Source organism: Marinobacterium maritimum, assembly GCF_039523155.1.
Lineage (GTDB): Bacteria > Pseudomonadota > Gammaproteobacteria > Pseudomonadales > Balneatricaceae > Marinobacterium > Marinobacterium maritimum.
In genome coordinates, this window is record NZ_BAAAET010000002.1 from 148,946 (window position 1) to 165,794 (window position 16,849).

The window sequence follows — 16,849 nt, forward strand, 5'->3', positions numbered from 1 at the left end:
CTGTAGTGTGTTGATTATTAAGGGATTTTATTCCGCTTAATATTACTGCAACAGACTGTTCTACTAAAGTCGGGGTTTTTCTTGCTCCCCGTCTTTATGCAAGATCAAGGTGTATTTTCCCGGCTCCAATAACAAGAAATCGGAGAAACACCATGGCAGATGATAAATCCAAAGCTGCTCAATACTGGTCGACGAACCTTCGTCTGATCGTGGGTAGCCTGGTCGTTTGGGCCTTCGTGTCCTACGGCTGCGGCATTCTGTTCCGTCCATTGCTGTCCGGCATCAGTGTCGGCGGTACCGATCTGGGCTTCTGGTTCGCCCAGCAGGGCTCAATTCTGACCTTTATCGTGCTTATTTTCTTCTATGCCTGGCGCATGAACAAGCTCGATAAAGAGATGGGACTGGAGGAGTAAGTCGATGGATCAGTTTTATATCAACTTGCTGTTCGTAGGCGCATCCTTCGCGCTCTACTTCGGCATCGCGATCTGGGCCCGTGCGGGTTCCACCAAAGAGTTCTACGTGGCGGGCGGGGGGGTTCACCCGGTTGCCAACGGTATGGCCACAGCAGCTGACTGGATGTCTGCGGCGTCCTTCATTTCCATGGCGGGTCTGATCGCCGCCGGTGGTTATGCCAACTCTACCTTCCTGATGGGCTGGACCGGTGGTTACGTGCTGCTGGCGATGCTGCTCGCACCTTACCTGCGTAAATTCGGCAAGTTCACCGTACCTGATTTCATCGGCGACCGCTTCTACAGCAAGCCGGCGCGTCTGGTGGCCGTGGCCTGTCTGATCGTGGCTTCTACTACCTACGTAATCGGCCAGATGGCCGGTGCCGGTATCGCCTTCTCCCGCTTCCTGGAAGTGGACAAGGACACCGGTCTGATCATCGCATCCGTGGTTGTATTCTTCTACGCCGTACTGGGTGGTATGAAGGGCATCACCTACACTCAGGTGGCGCAGTACTGCGTACTGATCGTGGCCTACACCATCCCGGCGATCTTCATCTCCCTGGAGTTGACCGGTAACCCGATTCCGGCTTTCGGCCTGTTTGGCGACCACACCGCTTCCGGCATGCCGCTGCTGGCCAAGCTGGACCAGGTGGTTCAGGAGCTGGGCTTTGCTGCCTACACGGCTGATGTGCCGAATAAACTGAACATGGTGCTGTTCACCCTGACCCTGATGATCGGTACTGCTGGTCTGCCGCACGTTATCATCCGTTTCTTCACCGTACCCAAGGTGGCTGATGCGCGCTGGTCTGCCGGTTGGGCACTGATCTTCATCGCGCTGCTGTACCTGACGGCTCCGGCTGTTGCGTCCATGGCACGTCTGAACCTGATCAGCACTGTTTACCCGAACGGTACTGAGGCACCGTCGATTCAGATCGATGAGCGTCCTGACTGGATGAAGACCTGGGAAGAAACCAAGCTGATCACCATTGAAGACAAGAACAATGACGGCCGTATCCAGTTCTACAACGATAAGGCTGACATGTCTGACAAGGGCTGGGCAGGTAACGAGCTGACCTACAACCGTGACATTCTGGTACTGGCGAACCCTGAGATCGCACAGCTGCCGGGTTGGGTTATCGGTCTGATCGCCGCTGGTGGTCTGGCAGCGGCACTGTCCACAGCGGCAGGTCTGTTGCTGGCGATCTCCTCTGCGGTAAGTCACGACTTGATCAAGAACTCGATCAACCCGAATATCTCCGAGAAGGGCGAACTCATGGCGGCCCGTGCTTCCATGACTGTAGCGATCGTGATCGCAACCTATCTGGGTATGAATCCGCCAGGCTTTGCGGCCCAGGTGGTGGCGCTTGCCTTCGGTATCGCCGCTGCTTCCATCTTCCCGGTGCTGATGATGGGTATCTTCTCCAAGCGCATCAACAACAAGGGCGCTATCGCAGGCATGCTTGCCGGTCTGATCACTACCCTGGTGTACATCTTCATGTACAAGGGCTGGTTCTTCATTCCGGGTACCGCGAACCTGCCGGATACTGTGGATAACTGGATCCTGGGTATCTCACCGCTGTCCTTCGGTGCCATCGGTGCGATCATCAACTTCACTGTCGCCTTCGTTGTTTCCAATGCAACTGAAGAGCCGCCGGTTGAAATTCAGGAGCTGGTTGAAAGCGTGCGTTACCCGAAAGGTGCTGGCGCTGCCGTAGACCACTAAGTCATAATGACGTCAAAGGCAGAGGACTCTGCCAAGCGTTGAACCACCTCGGGCTTCCAACTGGAAGCCCGACTTTTTTCAGGAAGTGGAAGTATGATCTGGAACCTGATCGCAACTCTTGTCGCGGGTCTGGGGGCGGCAGGCATCGCCCTGATACTGCGCTCGCTGAGCCGAAAAAAACTCCCCAAATGGATCGTGCCTGCCTTTGCCGGTCTGGGCATGCTGAGTTACCAGATCTATACCGAGTACACCTGGTACGATTTCAAGCGTGAGCAGCTGCCGGCCAATGCTGAAGTGCTCGACGTTCGTACCGACAGCATGATCTGGCGACCCTGGACCTATCTCTACCCGATGACAGTCGGGTTCTCGGTCGTCGATAATGGCAGCATGCGTGACACCCTGGTGGGTGATGAGCGCATCGTGGAGTTCGTGCTCTACCATTTCGAAAAGAGCTATGTCGACCAGGTTACGCATCATGCCCAGTTGCTCAACTGTGCCACCGGGGAGATGTTCGAGCTGGATGAAACACGCAAGCCTTTGCTGGACTCCCGTGAAGTGCTGGCTGACGATTCCCCTGTGCGCAAACGCGTTTGCCGCTGAGTGCAATACTGATGTGTCTCGACTAAAGTCGGGGCACCTTTACCTTCCTCGGTTTGTTAGATTCAGGTTAACCCTTAGGGATATCACCTCGAATAACAACAACAGGATGGTGTAATGTCTGCGCAAAGCGAAAGCGCCCGTTCATACTGGCGCGAAAATCTCCGGATCATCACGACCTACATGGTCATCTGGTTCGCCGTGTCCTATGGCTGCGGCATTCTCTTCGTCGACGAGCTGGATCAGATTCAGTTCTTTGGCTTCCCGCTTGGCTTCTGGTTCGCCCAGCAGGGGGCGATCTATGTCTTCATTGGCCTGATCTGGGCGTACGTGTTCAGCATGAACAGGCTGGACGAAAAGTACGACGTGCACGAATAACAATAACAAGTTAAGGATGGCTTCGTTATGAGTCTCGACCTGCTCACCTATATTTTTATCGGTGGCTCCTTTGCACTCTATATCGGCATCGCGATCTGGGCCCGTGCAGGATCAACCAAGGAATTCTACGTGGCTGGCGGCGGGGTACCCCCGGTGGCCAACGGTATGGCAACGGCGGCTGACTGGATGTCGGCGGCTTCCTTCATTTCCCTGGCGGGGATTGTTTCCTTTATCGGTCGTGACGGCGCTGCCTACCTGATGGGCTGGACCGGCGGCTATGTATTGCTGGCGATGCTGCTGGCGCCCTATCTGCGCAAGTTCGGCAAGTTTACCGTGCCTGACTTTGTCGGTGACCGCTATTACTCCAATACGGCACGCACCATTGCGGTGATCTGCACCATCGTGATCTCCTTTACCTATGTCGCCGGGCAGATGCGCGGTGTCGGTATCGTATTCTCGCGCTACCTGCATGTGGATATCGAGACCGGTGTCGTGGTCGGCATGATCATCGTGTTCTTCTACGCCGTACTCGGTGGTATGAAGGGGATTACCTACACACAGGTGGCGCAGTACTGCGTACTGATCCTGGCCTTCATGGTGCCGGCGATCTTCCTGTCGATGCAGGTGACCGGACACTTCCTGCCGCAGACAGGCCTGGGCGCAACGCTGGACAGTGGCAAGTCGGTACTGACTACGCTGAACGAGCTGTCAGTGGAGCTGGGCTTCTCCGAATATACCCAGGGCAACAAGACGACCATCGACATGTTCTTCATGACGGCGGCACTGATGTGCGGTACCGCCGGTCTGCCGCATGTGATTGTTCGCTTCTTCACAGTACCCCGTGTCAAGGATGCCCGCATCTCCGCCGGTTGGGCGCTGATCTTCATCGCCATCCTGTATACCACTGTACCTGCGGTGGCCGGTTTCGGTCGCGTCAATCTGATTGAAACCATCAACGGCCAGGACAATGCCGGTGTTGAATATGCGCAGATGCCGGAATGGTTCAAAAACTGGGAGGCATCAGGCCTGATCGCCTGGACCGACAAGAATGGCGACGGCAAGGTCTACTACTCGGCGGGCAACGCCTTTGAAGGTGGCAAGCCCCAGTATGCCGAAGATGGCGCGCGCGGTGAACAGGGCGAACGTGTGACTACCAACCCGACCGAGAATGCCAGTGAAGTCTATGTCGACCGCGATATTATGGTGCTGGCCAACCCGGAAATCGCCAACCTGCCGGATTGGGTCGTTGCGCTGGTGGCAGCGGGTGCCGTAGCGGCCGCGCTGTCGACAGCAGCAGGCTTGCTGCTGGTGATCTCGACTTCAATCTCGCACGACCTGATGAAGAAGACGATCAATCCGAATATCTCCGATAAGCAGGAACTGAGGTATGCCCGCCTGGCGGCAATCGTGGCGATCATCATTGCCGGCTATTTCGGCATCAATCCGCCTGGCTTTGTGGCCCAGGTGGTCGCGCTCGCATTTGGACTGGCGGCGTCTTCGGTGTTCCCGGTGATCATCATGGGGATCTTCAGTACCCGTATGAACACCCAGGGCGCCATTGCTGGCATGGTGGTCGGCCTGGTCAGCACCATCGCCTACATCGTCTACTTCAAGTTCATGGGCGGTACGGCGGATCAGTGGTGGATGGGGATCTCGCCGGAAGGTTTCGGTACCGTCGGCATGATCCTGAACTTTGTCGTGGCGACCCTGGTGTCGCGCATGACGCCGCAGCCACCGCAGGAGATCCAGCACATCATCGAGGATATCCGTATCCCGCGTGGTGCCGCCGAAGCTCAGGTGCATTAATCCGGTTCCAATGTGACCGGGCACGGGGGCATGCCTGTACACTGAGGTATGCCCCCGTTTGATTTTGATCCATACAACAGGAGGGCAAGCGGATGCCGAATTCCTTCAAGATGGATAACATCCCGTTCAGTCTGCTGAGTGAGGATGAACAGAACCTGCTGCGTGCCAACCTCGATATTGCCTACTACCAGAAGGGCGAAACCGTTATTGCCGCCGGTGGCGTGCCTGAAGGGGTGCATGTCATCCTCAAGGGGCGGGTCAGCGAGAGCGAAGCGGCAGCTGACGTGGGCGACGAGGCGGCGCAGCATATCTTCGTGCACTATGAAAACGAGGATTACTTTGGTGGCTGGTCGGCGATCAAGGGCAAGGCGATCCACAACTTCGTTGCCGAAGAGGAAACCATCTGCCACATCCTGCCCACGCGCACCCTGCTCGACCTGATGGCGACCAACGCCCAGTTTGCGGACTACTTTCAGCAGAACCTGGCGGTCAAGCGCGAGATAGTGGCGCAGCATGGCAGCAACCAGGATATGGCCGAGTTCATGCTGGCCAAGATCACGGACGCTGCGGTGCGAGATCCGCTGATCGTGGAGGCGGGCACCAGCATTCGCAAGGCCACCGAGCTGATGCGCAGTACCAAGGCGGACTGTGTGCTGGCACGCAAGGGCGGCCGTCTGGGCATGGTGACCGGCACCGACCTGCTTGATGCGGTGGTGTTGAACCAGCTGCCGCTGGAGACCGATGTGTCCGATATCGCCAGCTACCGGCTGGTGAGCATTGACCATGAAGACTACCTGTTCAACGCCCTGGTCATGATGACCCAGCAGCAGATCGAGCGAGTCGTGGTCATGGCCGGGCAGGAGATGGTGGGTGTGGTCGAATTGACCGATGTGCTCAGTTACTTCTCCAGCCATTCTCACGTCATCGGCTTGCGCATCGAGCGTGCGGCCAGTATCGATCAGCTGCGCGAGGCGGCGCAGGGACTCAACGATCTGATTAAGGCGCTGATCTCCACCGGGGTCAAGATTCGTTTCACCATGGACCTGCTGGCCGCGATGAATGGCCGCATCATCTCCAAGCTGTTCGACCTGACCATTCCTGTCGACATGCAGCCTCACGTCTGCCTGATCGTCATGGGGTCCGAGGGGCGCGCCGAGCAGATCATGAAGACTGACCAGGACAATGCGCTGATCTTCCGCGAAAATCTGGCCTGGCCGGAGATGCAGGCCACCATGAATCGCTTCAGCGAGACGCTGATCTCCTTTGGCTTCCCGCCCTGTCCGGGCAACATCATGGTATCCAACCCGGAATGGGTCAATTCGGTCGGTGACTGGACCCAGAAGATGAGTGACTGGGCCGCGACCTGTGAAGGCAACGCGTTGATGAAACTGGCGATTGCGGTCGACGCCAAGCCTGTGGCCGGTAACGAGGCGCTGTTCAAGGTGGCGCGTAACTGGTTCCTGCGCCATTTGCGCAACAACGATGTGTTCTTTTCCCACTTTGCCCGTGCGGCGGTGGAGTTCGATACGCCGCTGACCTTCTTCGGCAACCTCAAGGACCGCGGGCAGCTGGATATCAAGAAAGGTGGTATCTTCCCGATCGTGCATGGTGTCCGGACGCTGGCGCTGGAACATCGAATCCTCAAGACCAATACTTTTCAACGCATTGAACTGCTGGTTGAGCAGGGGGTGATGCAGGAGCAGCACGGCAAGGATATGGCCGAGGCGCTGGCTCTGTTTATCCAGCTGCGGCTGCGCCAGCAGATCAGGCGGGCGGAAGAGGCGGAGGAAGGGATTGACCCGACGCCCAACCAGATCGATCTGCAGCAGCTGAACAAGCTGGAACGGGATCTGCTGCGTGATGCGCTGCATGTAGTGAAGGGATTCAAAAAGCATCTGGCACAGCGCTACCACCTTGGAGGTTGAAGCATCATGATCATCCCGCGCTCCATACGGCGCCTGAAGGAAAAACGTCAGCACCGTGAGGGCCCCTGGGCTCACCTGTTCGAGAGCTATAAGGGCGATGAAGTGGTTTCGCTGGATTGCGAGACCACCAGTCTGGACGTGAAGCAGGCCGAGATCCTGTCGATCGGTGCCGTGCGCATCAAGGGGCGCAAGGTGATCACCAGTGAGCGGCTGGACCTGAAGCTGAAGCCGCCCAAGAGCCTCAGCGGTGACTCGATCAAGATCCACAAGATCCGGGCCAGTGATCTGGCTGATGGCATCGATCTGGAGGACGCCCTCGAACAGGTACTGGAGTTCATCGGCAATCGCCCGATTCTGGGTTATTACGTCAACTTTGATATCCGTATGCTGGACAAGTTTATCCGCCCCCGTTACGGTTTCGGCCTGCCCAACAAGGCGATCGAGCTGTCCCACGTGTATCACGACATCATCAAGTGGAAGCACGTGGGCGGAGATGTGGATCTTCGCTTTGACACCATCGCCGGCAAGCTGGATATTCCCATGCTGGAACGGCACACCGCACTGGGGGACGCAATCACCGTTGCGTTGATGTATGTGCGATTGAAGTACGGTTTAACACCCAACAGCAGTTACTGAGTACCTAAATCTCGGGTATCATGGCGAAGCGGGCTATTGGCCCGCTTTTTGCTTTATTGCTAGGGTGATGCCGGTAGAGACCGGAATACGTCAGTATATTGTCGACTTCATCGCCGCCTTGCTTGATGCGCAAGGGGTAGTCTCTATAATGTCAAAATATTGCCGCAGGGAGAGAGGGAAGCATGGTAGAGCGTGCGGATATCAACAGCCTGCTGTCACAGATGCGCTCGATCAAGGCCGAGATGCAACAGGGCGTGGCACCCATGGCCCGACCGGAGCTGGAAACCTCCGGTATCAGCAAGGTCGAAAGCAATGGCTTTGCCGAGCTGCTCAAGGGGGCTGTTGATAAGGTCAACGAGCACCAGATGGAAGCGTCCCGGTTGCGTACCGCCTATGAGCAGGGGGACCCGTCGGTGGATCTGTCTCAGGTGATGATCCAGGCGCAGAAGGCCACGGTTTCTTTTCAGGCGATGACCCAGGTGCGTAACCGTCTGGTTACGGCCTACGAAGATGTGATGAAGATGCCTATCTAAGGCGGCTAACGGTTAGGATTGAATGGATAATTCGGCAGCACAGGCCAGCAACAAAGGCAGTCTGATGTCCGGCTTCAACAGCCTGGGCATTCTGCGTCAGCTTGGCCTGATGGTGGGGCTGGCCGCGAGCATCGCCATCGGCTTTGCCGTGGTGCTCTGGTCTCAGAAGCCGGATTACCGTGTGCTCTTCTCCAACCTGAACTTCGCCGATGCCAACGAGGTGATCGAACAGCTGAAGCTGTTCAATATGCCCTACAAGTTTGATGCCGATGGCCGCGCGATTCTGGTGCCCGAGGAGCACGTGCATCAGGCACGTCTGAAGCTGGCTTCGGAAGGTTTTACCTCCGACAAGACGGTTGGCTTCGAGCTGCTGGATCAGGATCAGGGGCTGGGCACCAGCCAGTTCATGGAAAATGCGCGCTTCCGCCGAGGCCTTGAGGGTGAACTGGCGCGAACCATCAGCAGCATGCTGGCTGTGCGCTCGGCCCGGGTGCACCTGGCTCTGCCCAAAGAATCCGTTTTTGTCCGTGACCAGCGCAAGCCGCGCGCCTCCGTATTCATCGAGATGTTCTCCGGTCGTACCCTGGCGCGTGATCAGGTTGTTGCCATCGCCAACCTGGTGGCGTCCAGCATTCCTGAACTGGCGGTAGAAGATGTGACCGTCGTCGATCAGAAGGGGCGTCTGCTCAATACCCGTGATCAGGATGAAGATGTCGTTCTGGCGGCCAAACAGCTGGAATATACCCGCAGCATCGAACAGACGCTGGTCAACCGGATCAACAGCATTCTTCAGCCGGTGCTGGGGCTGGGCAATTTCCGCGCGGAAGTCTCCACCGAGATCGACTTTACCGAAGTGGAGCAGGCCGACGAAATCTACAACCCGGATCTGCCGGCACTGCGCAGCGAGAAGACGCTGGAAGAGCGTCGCGCTTCCGGTGACCAGGCGCAGGGGGTGCCCGGTGCGCTGTCCAACCAGCCGCCAGGTCCCAATTCCGTGCCGGAAGAACTCAACGGCCAGGGTGGTACGGCCGCGGCACGAGCTGCCAGCGGCTCCAGTCGTGAACAGGCGGTGCGCAACTACGAGCTGGACCGTACCCTGAGCTATACCCGTCACCAGACCGGCGTGGTCAAGCGGCTGAGCGTGGCGGTGGTGGTCGATGACCTGACCAGTCTCAACCCTGAGACCGGCGAAAGCCAGCGTATGCCCTGGTCCGAGAACGAGCTGCAGCGTCTGCAAACGCTGGTACGTAATGCCGTGGGTTATTCTGCCGTGCGCGGTGACAGCGTCACCGTGATCAATTCCCCGTTCGTGCCGGCCGAGCCGGTGAGTCTTGAGGAGCCGGCCATCTGGGAGCAGGACTGGTTCTGGGATCTGATCAAGCAGGTGATGGCGGCACTGTTCGTGTTGCTGCTGATTCTGGGCGTTTTGCGCCCGATTCTGAGAAGCCTGGCGGATGCCGGCAAGCCGAAGGAAAGCCTCAGCCTGGGGCCAGCCGGTGAGATCTCAGCCGACCTTGAAGGGCTTGAAGGAGGCGGTGTTGCGGATGACAAGGTGACACTGGGCGGCAGCAGTGGTGGCCGAGGCGTGATGCCGACACCGAACGAAAGTTTTGATTATCAATTGAATGCGATTCGCAGCATGGTGGCAGAGGATCCGGAGAAAGTGGCGCAAGCGGTTCGGCAATGGGTGATCGAACATGACCGATGAAAGTGAACTCAATGATATCCAGAAGGCAGCAATTCTGCTGATCAGTCTGGGCGAGTCCGACGCCGCCGAGATTCTCAAGCATCTGGGGCCGAAGGAGGTGCAGCGCATCGGCGAGGCGATGACCCAGCTGGACAACGTTCCCCAGTCACGTGTCGAGGCGGTGGTGGCCGACTTCATGAACGTGGTCAGCGATCAGACCGGTATCGGTATCAATAACGACCGTTATATCCGGGCGATGTTGAACCAGGCGCTGGGAGAAGAGAAGGCCAAGACCCTGATCGACCGGATACTGTTCAGCACCAACACCTCGGGGCTGGACACCATGCGCTGGATGGATCCCCGTCAGGTAGCGGAAGCTCTGCGCTACGAGCATCCGCAGATCCAGGCCGTAGTCGTGGCCTATCTGGATGCGGACCAGGCGGCGGCGGTACTGTCCTTTTTCGACGAGAAATCACGTCTGGAAATCCTCATGCGTATTGCCGCGCTGGACCGGATTCAGCCGCAGGCGCTGCAGGAGCTCAACGACATGTTCGAGAGCCAGTTTGCCGGCAGCAAGGCGAGCCAGTCGCGTACCCTTGGTGGCGTGCGCTCTGCTGCCAACATCATGAACTTCATGGAGTCCTCGCTGGAGGCCGAATTGATGGAGGGCATCCGCGACAACGACGAAGGTCTGGCCGGCGAAATTTCCGATCTGATGTTCGTTTTCGAGAACCTGGCCGATGTCGACGACCGTGGCATTCAGGTCATCCTGCGCGAAATTTCGACCGATAGCCTGGTGCTGGCGCTCAAGGGTGCCGATACGGCGCTGCAGGAAAAGATCTTCAAGAACATGTCCAAGCGTGCCGCCGAGCTGCTGCGTGATGACCTCGAAGCCAAGGGGCCGGTGCGTGTTTCTGAAGTGGAAGAGGCACAGAAGGAAATTCTTACCGTTGCACGCCGTTTGGCGGATGAGGGCGAGATCATGCTGGGCGGTTCCGGTGAAGAGATGATCTGATGAAAGGTGATGCCCCGACTCGTATTCGTGCCGCTGAAGCCGGATCGGTCGAGCCCTGGCTGCCGCCTGAGGTGGGTGCCGAGGCCCGAGTGGTACAGGCGCTGGCCCGCAAGCCGCAACAACCGCTGGCCGAAGTGGATATCTCTGTGGTTGAAGAGGAGATATTCGCCGAAAAATTGACGCTTTCCCAGTGGGAGGAACTCTGTGAAGCGGCCCGTCAGGAAGGCTATGCAGAAGGGCAGCGACAGGGACAGGAGCAGGGGCGTCAGCAAGGCTACGAGCAGGGGCTGCAACAGGGCCTGGAAGCGGGGCAGGCCGAGATAACCGACCGTTTACAAAAGCTGGATGGCCTGCTGCAACGGTTGCAGGCACCGCTGGAGCAGCAGCGGGAAGCGCTCGAAACGACCCTGATTCAGTTGGTCGTGACGCTGGCGGAAGCAGCAGTCAAGGCTGAACTCAGCCTCAATATCGACCACTTGGTACAGAGTACCCGTGAAGCGCTGTCGCAGCTGCCGGAAGGCAGTGGCGAAGTGGTGCTCAGTGTGCACCCGGAGCAAAAGGTGGCGCTGGCGCCGCTGCTTGACGATGCCAACCTTACCCTTGTGGCCGATGACACCCTGTCACCGGGCAGCTGCCGGGTTGACAGTGGCAGTTGCCGCGTCGACTATCAGGTGGAGCAACGTTTCCGTCAGGTAGCCGACCAGCTGCTGGCCCGCCTGATTAAAACCTCGGATTCCCCTGAAACCTGAACTCTCTGCATGGATCTCGCCAGTGCCGGACCTCGATCAGCGCCTCAAGCGTTATCTGCCCTGTGAGTACGAGCCGCCCCGTCCTGACGTGGAGGGGCGAGTCACCCGCCTGATCGGCCTGACGCTGGAAGCGGTCGGGCTCAAGGTGGCGCTGGGTGATTACTGCCTGGTGTTCCTGCAGGACAACGGCAGTGTCGAGGCGGAGGTGGTCGGTTTTGCCGGTGATCGCATCTACCTGATGCCGCTGGACAGCGTCGACGGCCTGGCACCCGGCGCGGCCGTGCGCCCCAAGGTTGGTGCCAGCCTGGTGCCGGTAGGCTTTGGCCTGCTGGGACGCGTCATTGACGGTATTGGCCGCCCGCTGGATGGCAAGGGGCCTCTGCGACCGGATGATATGGTCACCCTGCATGGCGAAACCATCAACCCGCTGCACCGTCACCCGATTGAGCAGACGCTGGATGTCGGCGTGCGGGCGATCAACGGCCTGCTGACCGTGGGGCGCGGCCAGCGCCTGGGGCTGTTTGCCGGCAGTGGTGTCGGCAAGTCCGTGCTGTTGGGCATGATGACCCGCTTTACCGAAGCCGAAATTACGGTGGTGGGCCTGATCGGCGAGCGTGGCCGCGAGGTGCGTGAATTCATCGATCACAGCCTCGGGGCCGAAGGCATGGCCCGCTCGGTCGTGGTCGCGGCACCGGCGGATGACTCGCCACTGATGCGTTTGCGGGCGGCCCAGCTGACCACCCGTATTGCCGAATATTTCCGAGCCCAGGGCAAGAACGTGCTGCTGTTGATGGATTCGCTGACCCGTTATGCCCAGGCGCAGCGCGAGATTGCGCTGGCGGTGGGTGAGCCGCCAGCAACCAAGGGCTACCCGCCATCGGTGTTCGCCAAGTTGCCCAAGCTGGTCGAGCGCGCCGGTAACGGGACCACCGGGGGGGGCTCGATCACGGCCTTCTACACGGTGCTGACCGAAGGCGATGATCAGCAGGATCCAGTGGCCGATTCGGCCCGAGCGATTCTCGATGGTCACTTTGTCTTGTCGCGCAGTCTGGCTGAGCAGGGCCATTATCCGGCGCTGGATATCGAAGCCTCGATCAGCCGTGCCATGCCACAGATCGTGGACCCCAGCCAGCTCAATCTGGCGCTGCAGTTCAAACGCCTCTATTCTCGTTATCAGCAGAATGCTGACCTGATTGCGGTCGGGGCCTATGCCCGTGGCAGTGATCCGGAGACCGATCGTGCCGTGGATATGCTGCCCGCGATCCGGGCCTATCTGCAGCAGGGGATGAATGAGCCGATGCCGATAAAGCGCTGCATGCAGGAGTTGGCGATGGTGATGTCGCCACCGCCTCAGGCGCCGAACAACATGCCTCAGGGGCAAACACTGAGACGTACGCCTTGAGCAGAGGTAAAGCTGAATGAGCAAGCAACGTTCGCAACGACTGGAAGTGGTACTGGCGGTCGCCGAGCGCAAGCGGCGTGAAGCGGAGCGTTTCCTGGCGGATGCCCAGCAGCGTGTCAGCCAGGGCGAGCAGGGGATCTTCCAGCTGCAAAACTACCTCGGTGAATACCAGCAGCAATTCACGGTTACGGGGCAACAGGGCGTCAGTATCGGTGCGCTCCAGTCGCGCCAGGCGTTCATGCAGAAAATCAGTAATACCGTGCAGCAGCAGGAACAGGCGCTGGTACAGGCGCGGGAGCAGCTGCAGCAGGTGCAGGCCTACTGGCAGCAGACCTATGCTCGAGAAAAGGGGATCGAGCGCTTGATCCAGAAAGCGCGGGACAGCGAATCACATGAGCGTGAGCGCAAGCTGCAGCAGGAGATAGACGAACGCTCCCAGCATGTAAGACCCCGCTTTATCTAAAGTCTGGCATCTAAATTGCTTATTCCTGCTGTCACCCTTTGCAGGAATGAGTCATGGCCATCATCAAAACCGGTTCGAGTGCACCGCTGCCGCTGGATCTGGCATCCTTGCCGGTCGCGCCTCTCCCCGCCTCTGCCGCCCCCTCCGGTGTGCCTTCCGCTGCCGGTTTTCAGCTTCTGTTTCAAGGCTCCTTGCAGGCGCAGGGTGCGCGCACGCTGACGCCGGAAGACGGAAAGTCCTTGCCTCAGGGAGGCGAAGATTTGCCGGAAGGTGATGACGCTCTCAAGCTGCCTGCCGCTGCTGCCGGAGTCCTCGAAACAGGCACTCCCGAAGTCGCTGTGAATGAGCCGGATATGATTGCAGGCCAGACCCCGGTGGCAGCCGATGATATGGCAGGTGTCGAGATCGGACAGGCAATGGCTGAGCGGCCTGATGAGGCTGATCGTATGGGCGCTGAGTCGCTCCGCCTGAATGACTCTCAGAATCCACCAGCAGAGCAGGGGCGGGCAAACGACTACGCGTATCTGGTTGCTACTGACGTCGAGGAGACCAACCAGACAGCAGATGCTGTATCGCCATCTGCCACGGCTCCTGCCGTAACCGTTGGCCAGAGTACAGCCGCCGTGCAGGCGTGGGCGCCAGAGCCACAAGGCGGCGCTGAAGTGAATGGCGCCGTGGTTAACAGCCTCAAGCCAAATGAACAGGGACGCATGTCCGATGCTGGGGGAATGCCCGCAACACCCGCTGCATCCGTAGCGCCGACAGGATCCGTAACACCGGCAACACCCGCAGTGCCTGCAACTCCAGAGCAGCCCGCTGCCGCCCGTCCTGCGGCGGCTGTAGATAAGGCCGCCATGCCGGTTGCGACGCAAGGCGAGTCGGTTGAGCCTGTAATCACAGAGGGGGCTATCAGGCCTGAAAGGCCGCAGGCGGGACCGGCTGTCGCCGACAGGATGAGCGGTGCACCTGAAGCGGCTAATGCGGCACAGCCATTGGTGCAGGGGGCTGAGGCTGAAACGGATGGGGGGGCTCAGATGGCTGCCATGCACCGACCGGCTGCTCAAGCTTCCCGTCCCCTGCAGGCAGCAGAAGATGGCACTGAAGTGACGCCGTCAGCGCGGACCGCTGCGTCCATGCAGGAGCCGTCGGCTATCAACTCGGGCAGGTCCAATCAGGCTTCTGCTGCCGGTGAGGTCACGGACCTGGCCGGTAAGGAGGCCGCTGCCGCTCCTGTCGGCAACCGGCCCGAAAGCCAGCGGTTGCCGACTGATGCTCTGCCGGCACGGCAGGAGAGCCCGGGACAGTCTGCGCAGCTGCAGATGAACACTGATGCAGGCGATTCGACCGATTCGGGGCAGCAGTCGCGACAGGAAGGGCAAAATACGGCGGCTGCGGCACTGGGGCGTGGTGGCAACGCAACACCGGCGGCTGCCACCCAGCCCTCAACAGGGCCAACCTTTGCGCAGCAGCTGCAGCAACAGCTGAGTGAGCCACGCTGGGGACGCCAGGTGGGCGAACGGGCGATCATGATGGCTCAGCATGGTCCGCGCACGGCACATATCCAACTGGACCCGCCCGAGCTGGGTGCCATGCAGATCCGGGTGCACCTGCAGGGCCAGGATCAGGTCAGTGTCAGCTTTACCAGTGCCAACCCGGCAGTCAGGGACGCGCTGGAGCAGCAACTGCCCCGCCTGCGCGAAATGTTTGCCGATCAGGGTTTGAGTCTGCAGGACTCATCGGTATCGGATGAGGCGAGCAGGCAGGGGTCGGGGCAGCGTGAACAGGCCGACTCCTTCGGACGGCCGGGCGGTTATGGTGGCGGTGAAAGTGGTGACAGCGACGCCTTGCCGGCGCCTGCTGTCGCGCTAGGATTGGTGGACTACTACGCCTGAGTCTACAGCCCTAAAAACAGTGTGTTATATTAGTGCCTGATCGGTAGGACGCTACAACCGGTGGAGGCATGAATGGCGACCAATGAAGCTGCTGAGACCGAAGCCGAGGATGGCAAGGGCTCCAAGAAAAAACTGATTATTATCCTGGCATTGGCGGCCGTGTTGCTGCTGGGCGGTGGTGCTGCGGCGACCTATTTTTTGCTGGCGCCTGGTAATAGTGCCGAAACGCCTCAGGCGGCGGTCGAACCGGTGAGTCTGGAGGCGATCTACACCAAGGTGCGTACGCTGGAGGGTAAACCCTCCTTTGTCGTGACCCTGCAGTCGACGGATGACAAGCGCCACTACCTGCAGGCCTTCGTCGAAGCAAAGAGCCGTAAACCGGCTGTGGATGAGGCGCTGAAGCTGCACATGCCGCTGGTCGTGGCGCGCCTTAATGCGTTGTTCAGCGCACAGTCCTTCGAGGATCTGCAGAGCATCGAGGGCAAGAAAGCCTTGCGCCAGGAAGCAACGGCGCTGGTGCAGTCGATCATGCAGGAAAAAATCGGCGAGCCTGGCATCGAAACCCTTCTCTTTACCAATTTTGTCATGCAGTAGGATGAACTAGATGTCGGTCAAGGATCTGCTCTCCCAGGACGAGATCGATGCGCTGCTCCACGGCGTCGATGACGGCGATGTTGATGCCGACGAAGGGAGTAGCGTCGAGTCCGAGGATGGCATCCAGCCCTACGACCTGGCGAGCCATGATCGTATCGTGCGTGGGCGCATGCCCACGCTGGAGATGATCAACGAGCGTTTCGCCCGCCATACCCGAACCAGCCTGTTCAACCTGTTGCGGCGTACGGCCGATGTGACCGTCGGCGGCATTCAGGTGATGAAGTACGGCGACTACATCCATACCCTCTATGTGCCAACCAGCATGAGCCTGGTCAAGGCGCACCCGTTGCGTGGGACGGCCCTGTTCATCATGGATGCCCGGCTGGTATTCCGGCTGGTCGATCAGTTCTTTGGTGGCGACGGGCGCCATGCCAAAATCGAGGGGCGCGAGTTTACCCCGACCGAAACCCGCATCGTACACAAGACGCTGCAGCAGCTGTTCGAAGACCTCGAGGATGCCTGGCGGCCGGTGCTGGAGCTGAATTTCGAGCATGTCGGCCATGAGGTCAACCCGGCCATGGCCAATGCGGTCAACCCGACCGAAGTGGTCGTGGTCAGTACCTTCCAGATCGATCTTGAGGGCGGTACCGGTGAGCTGCATATCACCATGCCCTATGCGATGCTGGAGCCGGTACGGGATCAGCTGTTGTCAGGGGTGCAGAACACTGAAGAGCAGAAGGATGAGCGCTGGTTGCGCGCCTTGCGGCGTGACATCATGATGGCGACGCTGGAGCTGGATCTGAAGGTGGCCGAGCGTGAGCTGACACTGCGTGACGTGATGGAGCTTGAGGCGGGTGACATCATACCGGTCGAGCTGTCCGACAGTTTGCAGCTCAACGCCAACGGCATTCCTCTGTTCAACTGTCAGTTGGGGACCTCGCGCGGCAATCTGGCGGTGAAAATCAAGGATACTATCAAGCGACCGGACTCTGATTGAGCC

At 59.2% G+C, this 16,849-nt stretch carries 16 protein-coding genes; all 16 read left to right on the forward strand.

Features of this window, described 5'->3' with window-relative positions:
• Nucleotides 1–152: 152 nt before the first annotated feature.
• The 16 genes from ABD013_RS07040 to fliM all read left to right on the forward strand — a co-directional run bounded on the left by ABD013_RS07040 (nt 153) and on the right by fliM (nt 16,846).
• On the forward strand, nt 153–413 hold the full coding sequence (locus tag ABD013_RS07040) for a DUF4212 domain-containing protein (protein WP_343804311.1): 261 nt from the start codon (nt 153–155) through the stop codon (nt 411–413).
• 4 nt (nt 414–417) lie between these two features.
• The gene (locus tag ABD013_RS07045) at nt 418–2,172 is read left to right on the forward strand and encodes a sodium:solute symporter family protein (protein WP_343804313.1); all 1,755 of its coding nucleotides are present in this window, start codon (nt 418–420) and stop codon (nt 2,170–2,172) included.
• A 93-nt stretch (nt 2,173–2,265) separates the two neighbouring features.
• Entirely contained in the window at nt 2,266–2,772 is a 507-nt protein-coding gene (locus ABD013_RS07050; RefSeq protein WP_343804315.1) for a hypothetical protein, read from the forward strand.
• Nucleotides 2,773–2,886: 114 nt separating this feature from the next.
• Entirely contained in the window at nt 2,887–3,147 is a 261-nt protein-coding gene (locus ABD013_RS07055) for a DUF4212 domain-containing protein (RefSeq protein WP_343804317.1), read from the forward strand.
• Between the two features lie 27 nt (nt 3,148–3,174).
• The gene (locus ABD013_RS07060) at nt 3,175–4,953 is read left to right on the forward strand and encodes a sodium:solute symporter family protein (RefSeq protein ID WP_343804319.1); all 1,779 of its coding nucleotides are present in this window, start codon (nt 3,175–3,177) and stop codon (nt 4,951–4,953) included.
• Between the two features lie 92 nt (nt 4,954–5,045).
• On the forward strand, nt 5,046–6,878 hold the full coding sequence (locus tag ABD013_RS07065) for a putative nucleotidyltransferase substrate binding domain-containing protein (protein ID WP_343804321.1): 1,833 nt from the start codon (nt 5,046–5,048) through the stop codon (nt 6,876–6,878).
• A 6-nt stretch (nt 6,879–6,884) separates the two neighbouring features.
• A complete protein-coding gene (locus ABD013_RS07070) occupies nt 6,885–7,514 on the forward strand; it encodes a 3'-5' exonuclease (protein WP_343804323.1) in 630 nt (209 codons plus the stop codon).
• A gap of 182 nt (nt 7,515–7,696) precedes the next feature.
• Complete coding sequence (gene fliE, locus ABD013_RS07075; RefSeq protein WP_343804325.1) at nt 7,697–8,047, forward strand: flagellar hook-basal body complex protein FliE; 351 nt, start codon at nt 7,697–7,699, stop codon at nt 8,045–8,047.
• Nucleotides 8,048–8,069: 22 nt separating this feature from the next.
• Entirely contained in the window at nt 8,070–9,755 is a 1,686-nt protein-coding gene (gene fliF, locus ABD013_RS07080; protein ID WP_343804327.1) for a flagellar basal-body MS-ring/collar protein FliF, read from the forward strand.
• The gene (fliG, locus tag ABD013_RS07085; protein WP_343804329.1) at nt 9,745–10,749 is read left to right on the forward strand and encodes a flagellar motor switch protein FliG; all 1,005 of its coding nucleotides are present in this window, start codon (nt 9,745–9,747) and stop codon (nt 10,747–10,749) included. Before fliF ends, fliG begins: the two co-directional genes overlap by 11 nt.
• Entirely contained in the window at nt 10,749–11,498 is a 750-nt protein-coding gene (locus ABD013_RS07090; RefSeq protein WP_343804331.1) for a FliH/SctL family protein, read from the forward strand. Before fliG ends, ABD013_RS07090 begins: the two co-directional genes overlap by 1 nt.
• 22 nt (nt 11,499–11,520) lie before the next feature.
• The gene (gene fliI / locus ABD013_RS07095) at nt 11,521–12,900 is read left to right on the forward strand and encodes a flagellar protein export ATPase FliI (RefSeq protein ID WP_343804333.1); all 1,380 of its coding nucleotides are present in this window, start codon (nt 11,521–11,523) and stop codon (nt 12,898–12,900) included.
• Between the two features lie 16 nt (nt 12,901–12,916).
• Entirely contained in the window at nt 12,917–13,363 is a 447-nt protein-coding gene (gene fliJ / locus ABD013_RS07100; protein WP_343804334.1) for a flagellar export protein FliJ, read from the forward strand.
• 53 nt (nt 13,364–13,416) lie between these two features.
• The gene (locus tag ABD013_RS07105; RefSeq protein ID WP_343804335.1) at nt 13,417–15,255 is read left to right on the forward strand and encodes a flagellar hook-length control protein FliK; all 1,839 of its coding nucleotides are present in this window, start codon (nt 13,417–13,419) and stop codon (nt 15,253–15,255) included.
• A 72-nt stretch (nt 15,256–15,327) separates the two neighbouring features.
• A complete protein-coding gene (locus ABD013_RS07110) occupies nt 15,328–15,849 on the forward strand; it encodes a flagellar basal body-associated FliL family protein (RefSeq protein WP_343804336.1) in 522 nt (173 codons plus the stop codon).
• 10 nt (nt 15,850–15,859) lie between these two features.
• Nucleotides 15,860–16,846, forward strand: coding sequence for a flagellar motor switch protein FliM (gene fliM, locus ABD013_RS07115; protein WP_343804338.1), 987 nt, complete (start codon nt 15,860–15,862; stop codon nt 16,844–16,846).
• Nucleotides 16,847–16,849: the final 3 nt, after the last annotated feature.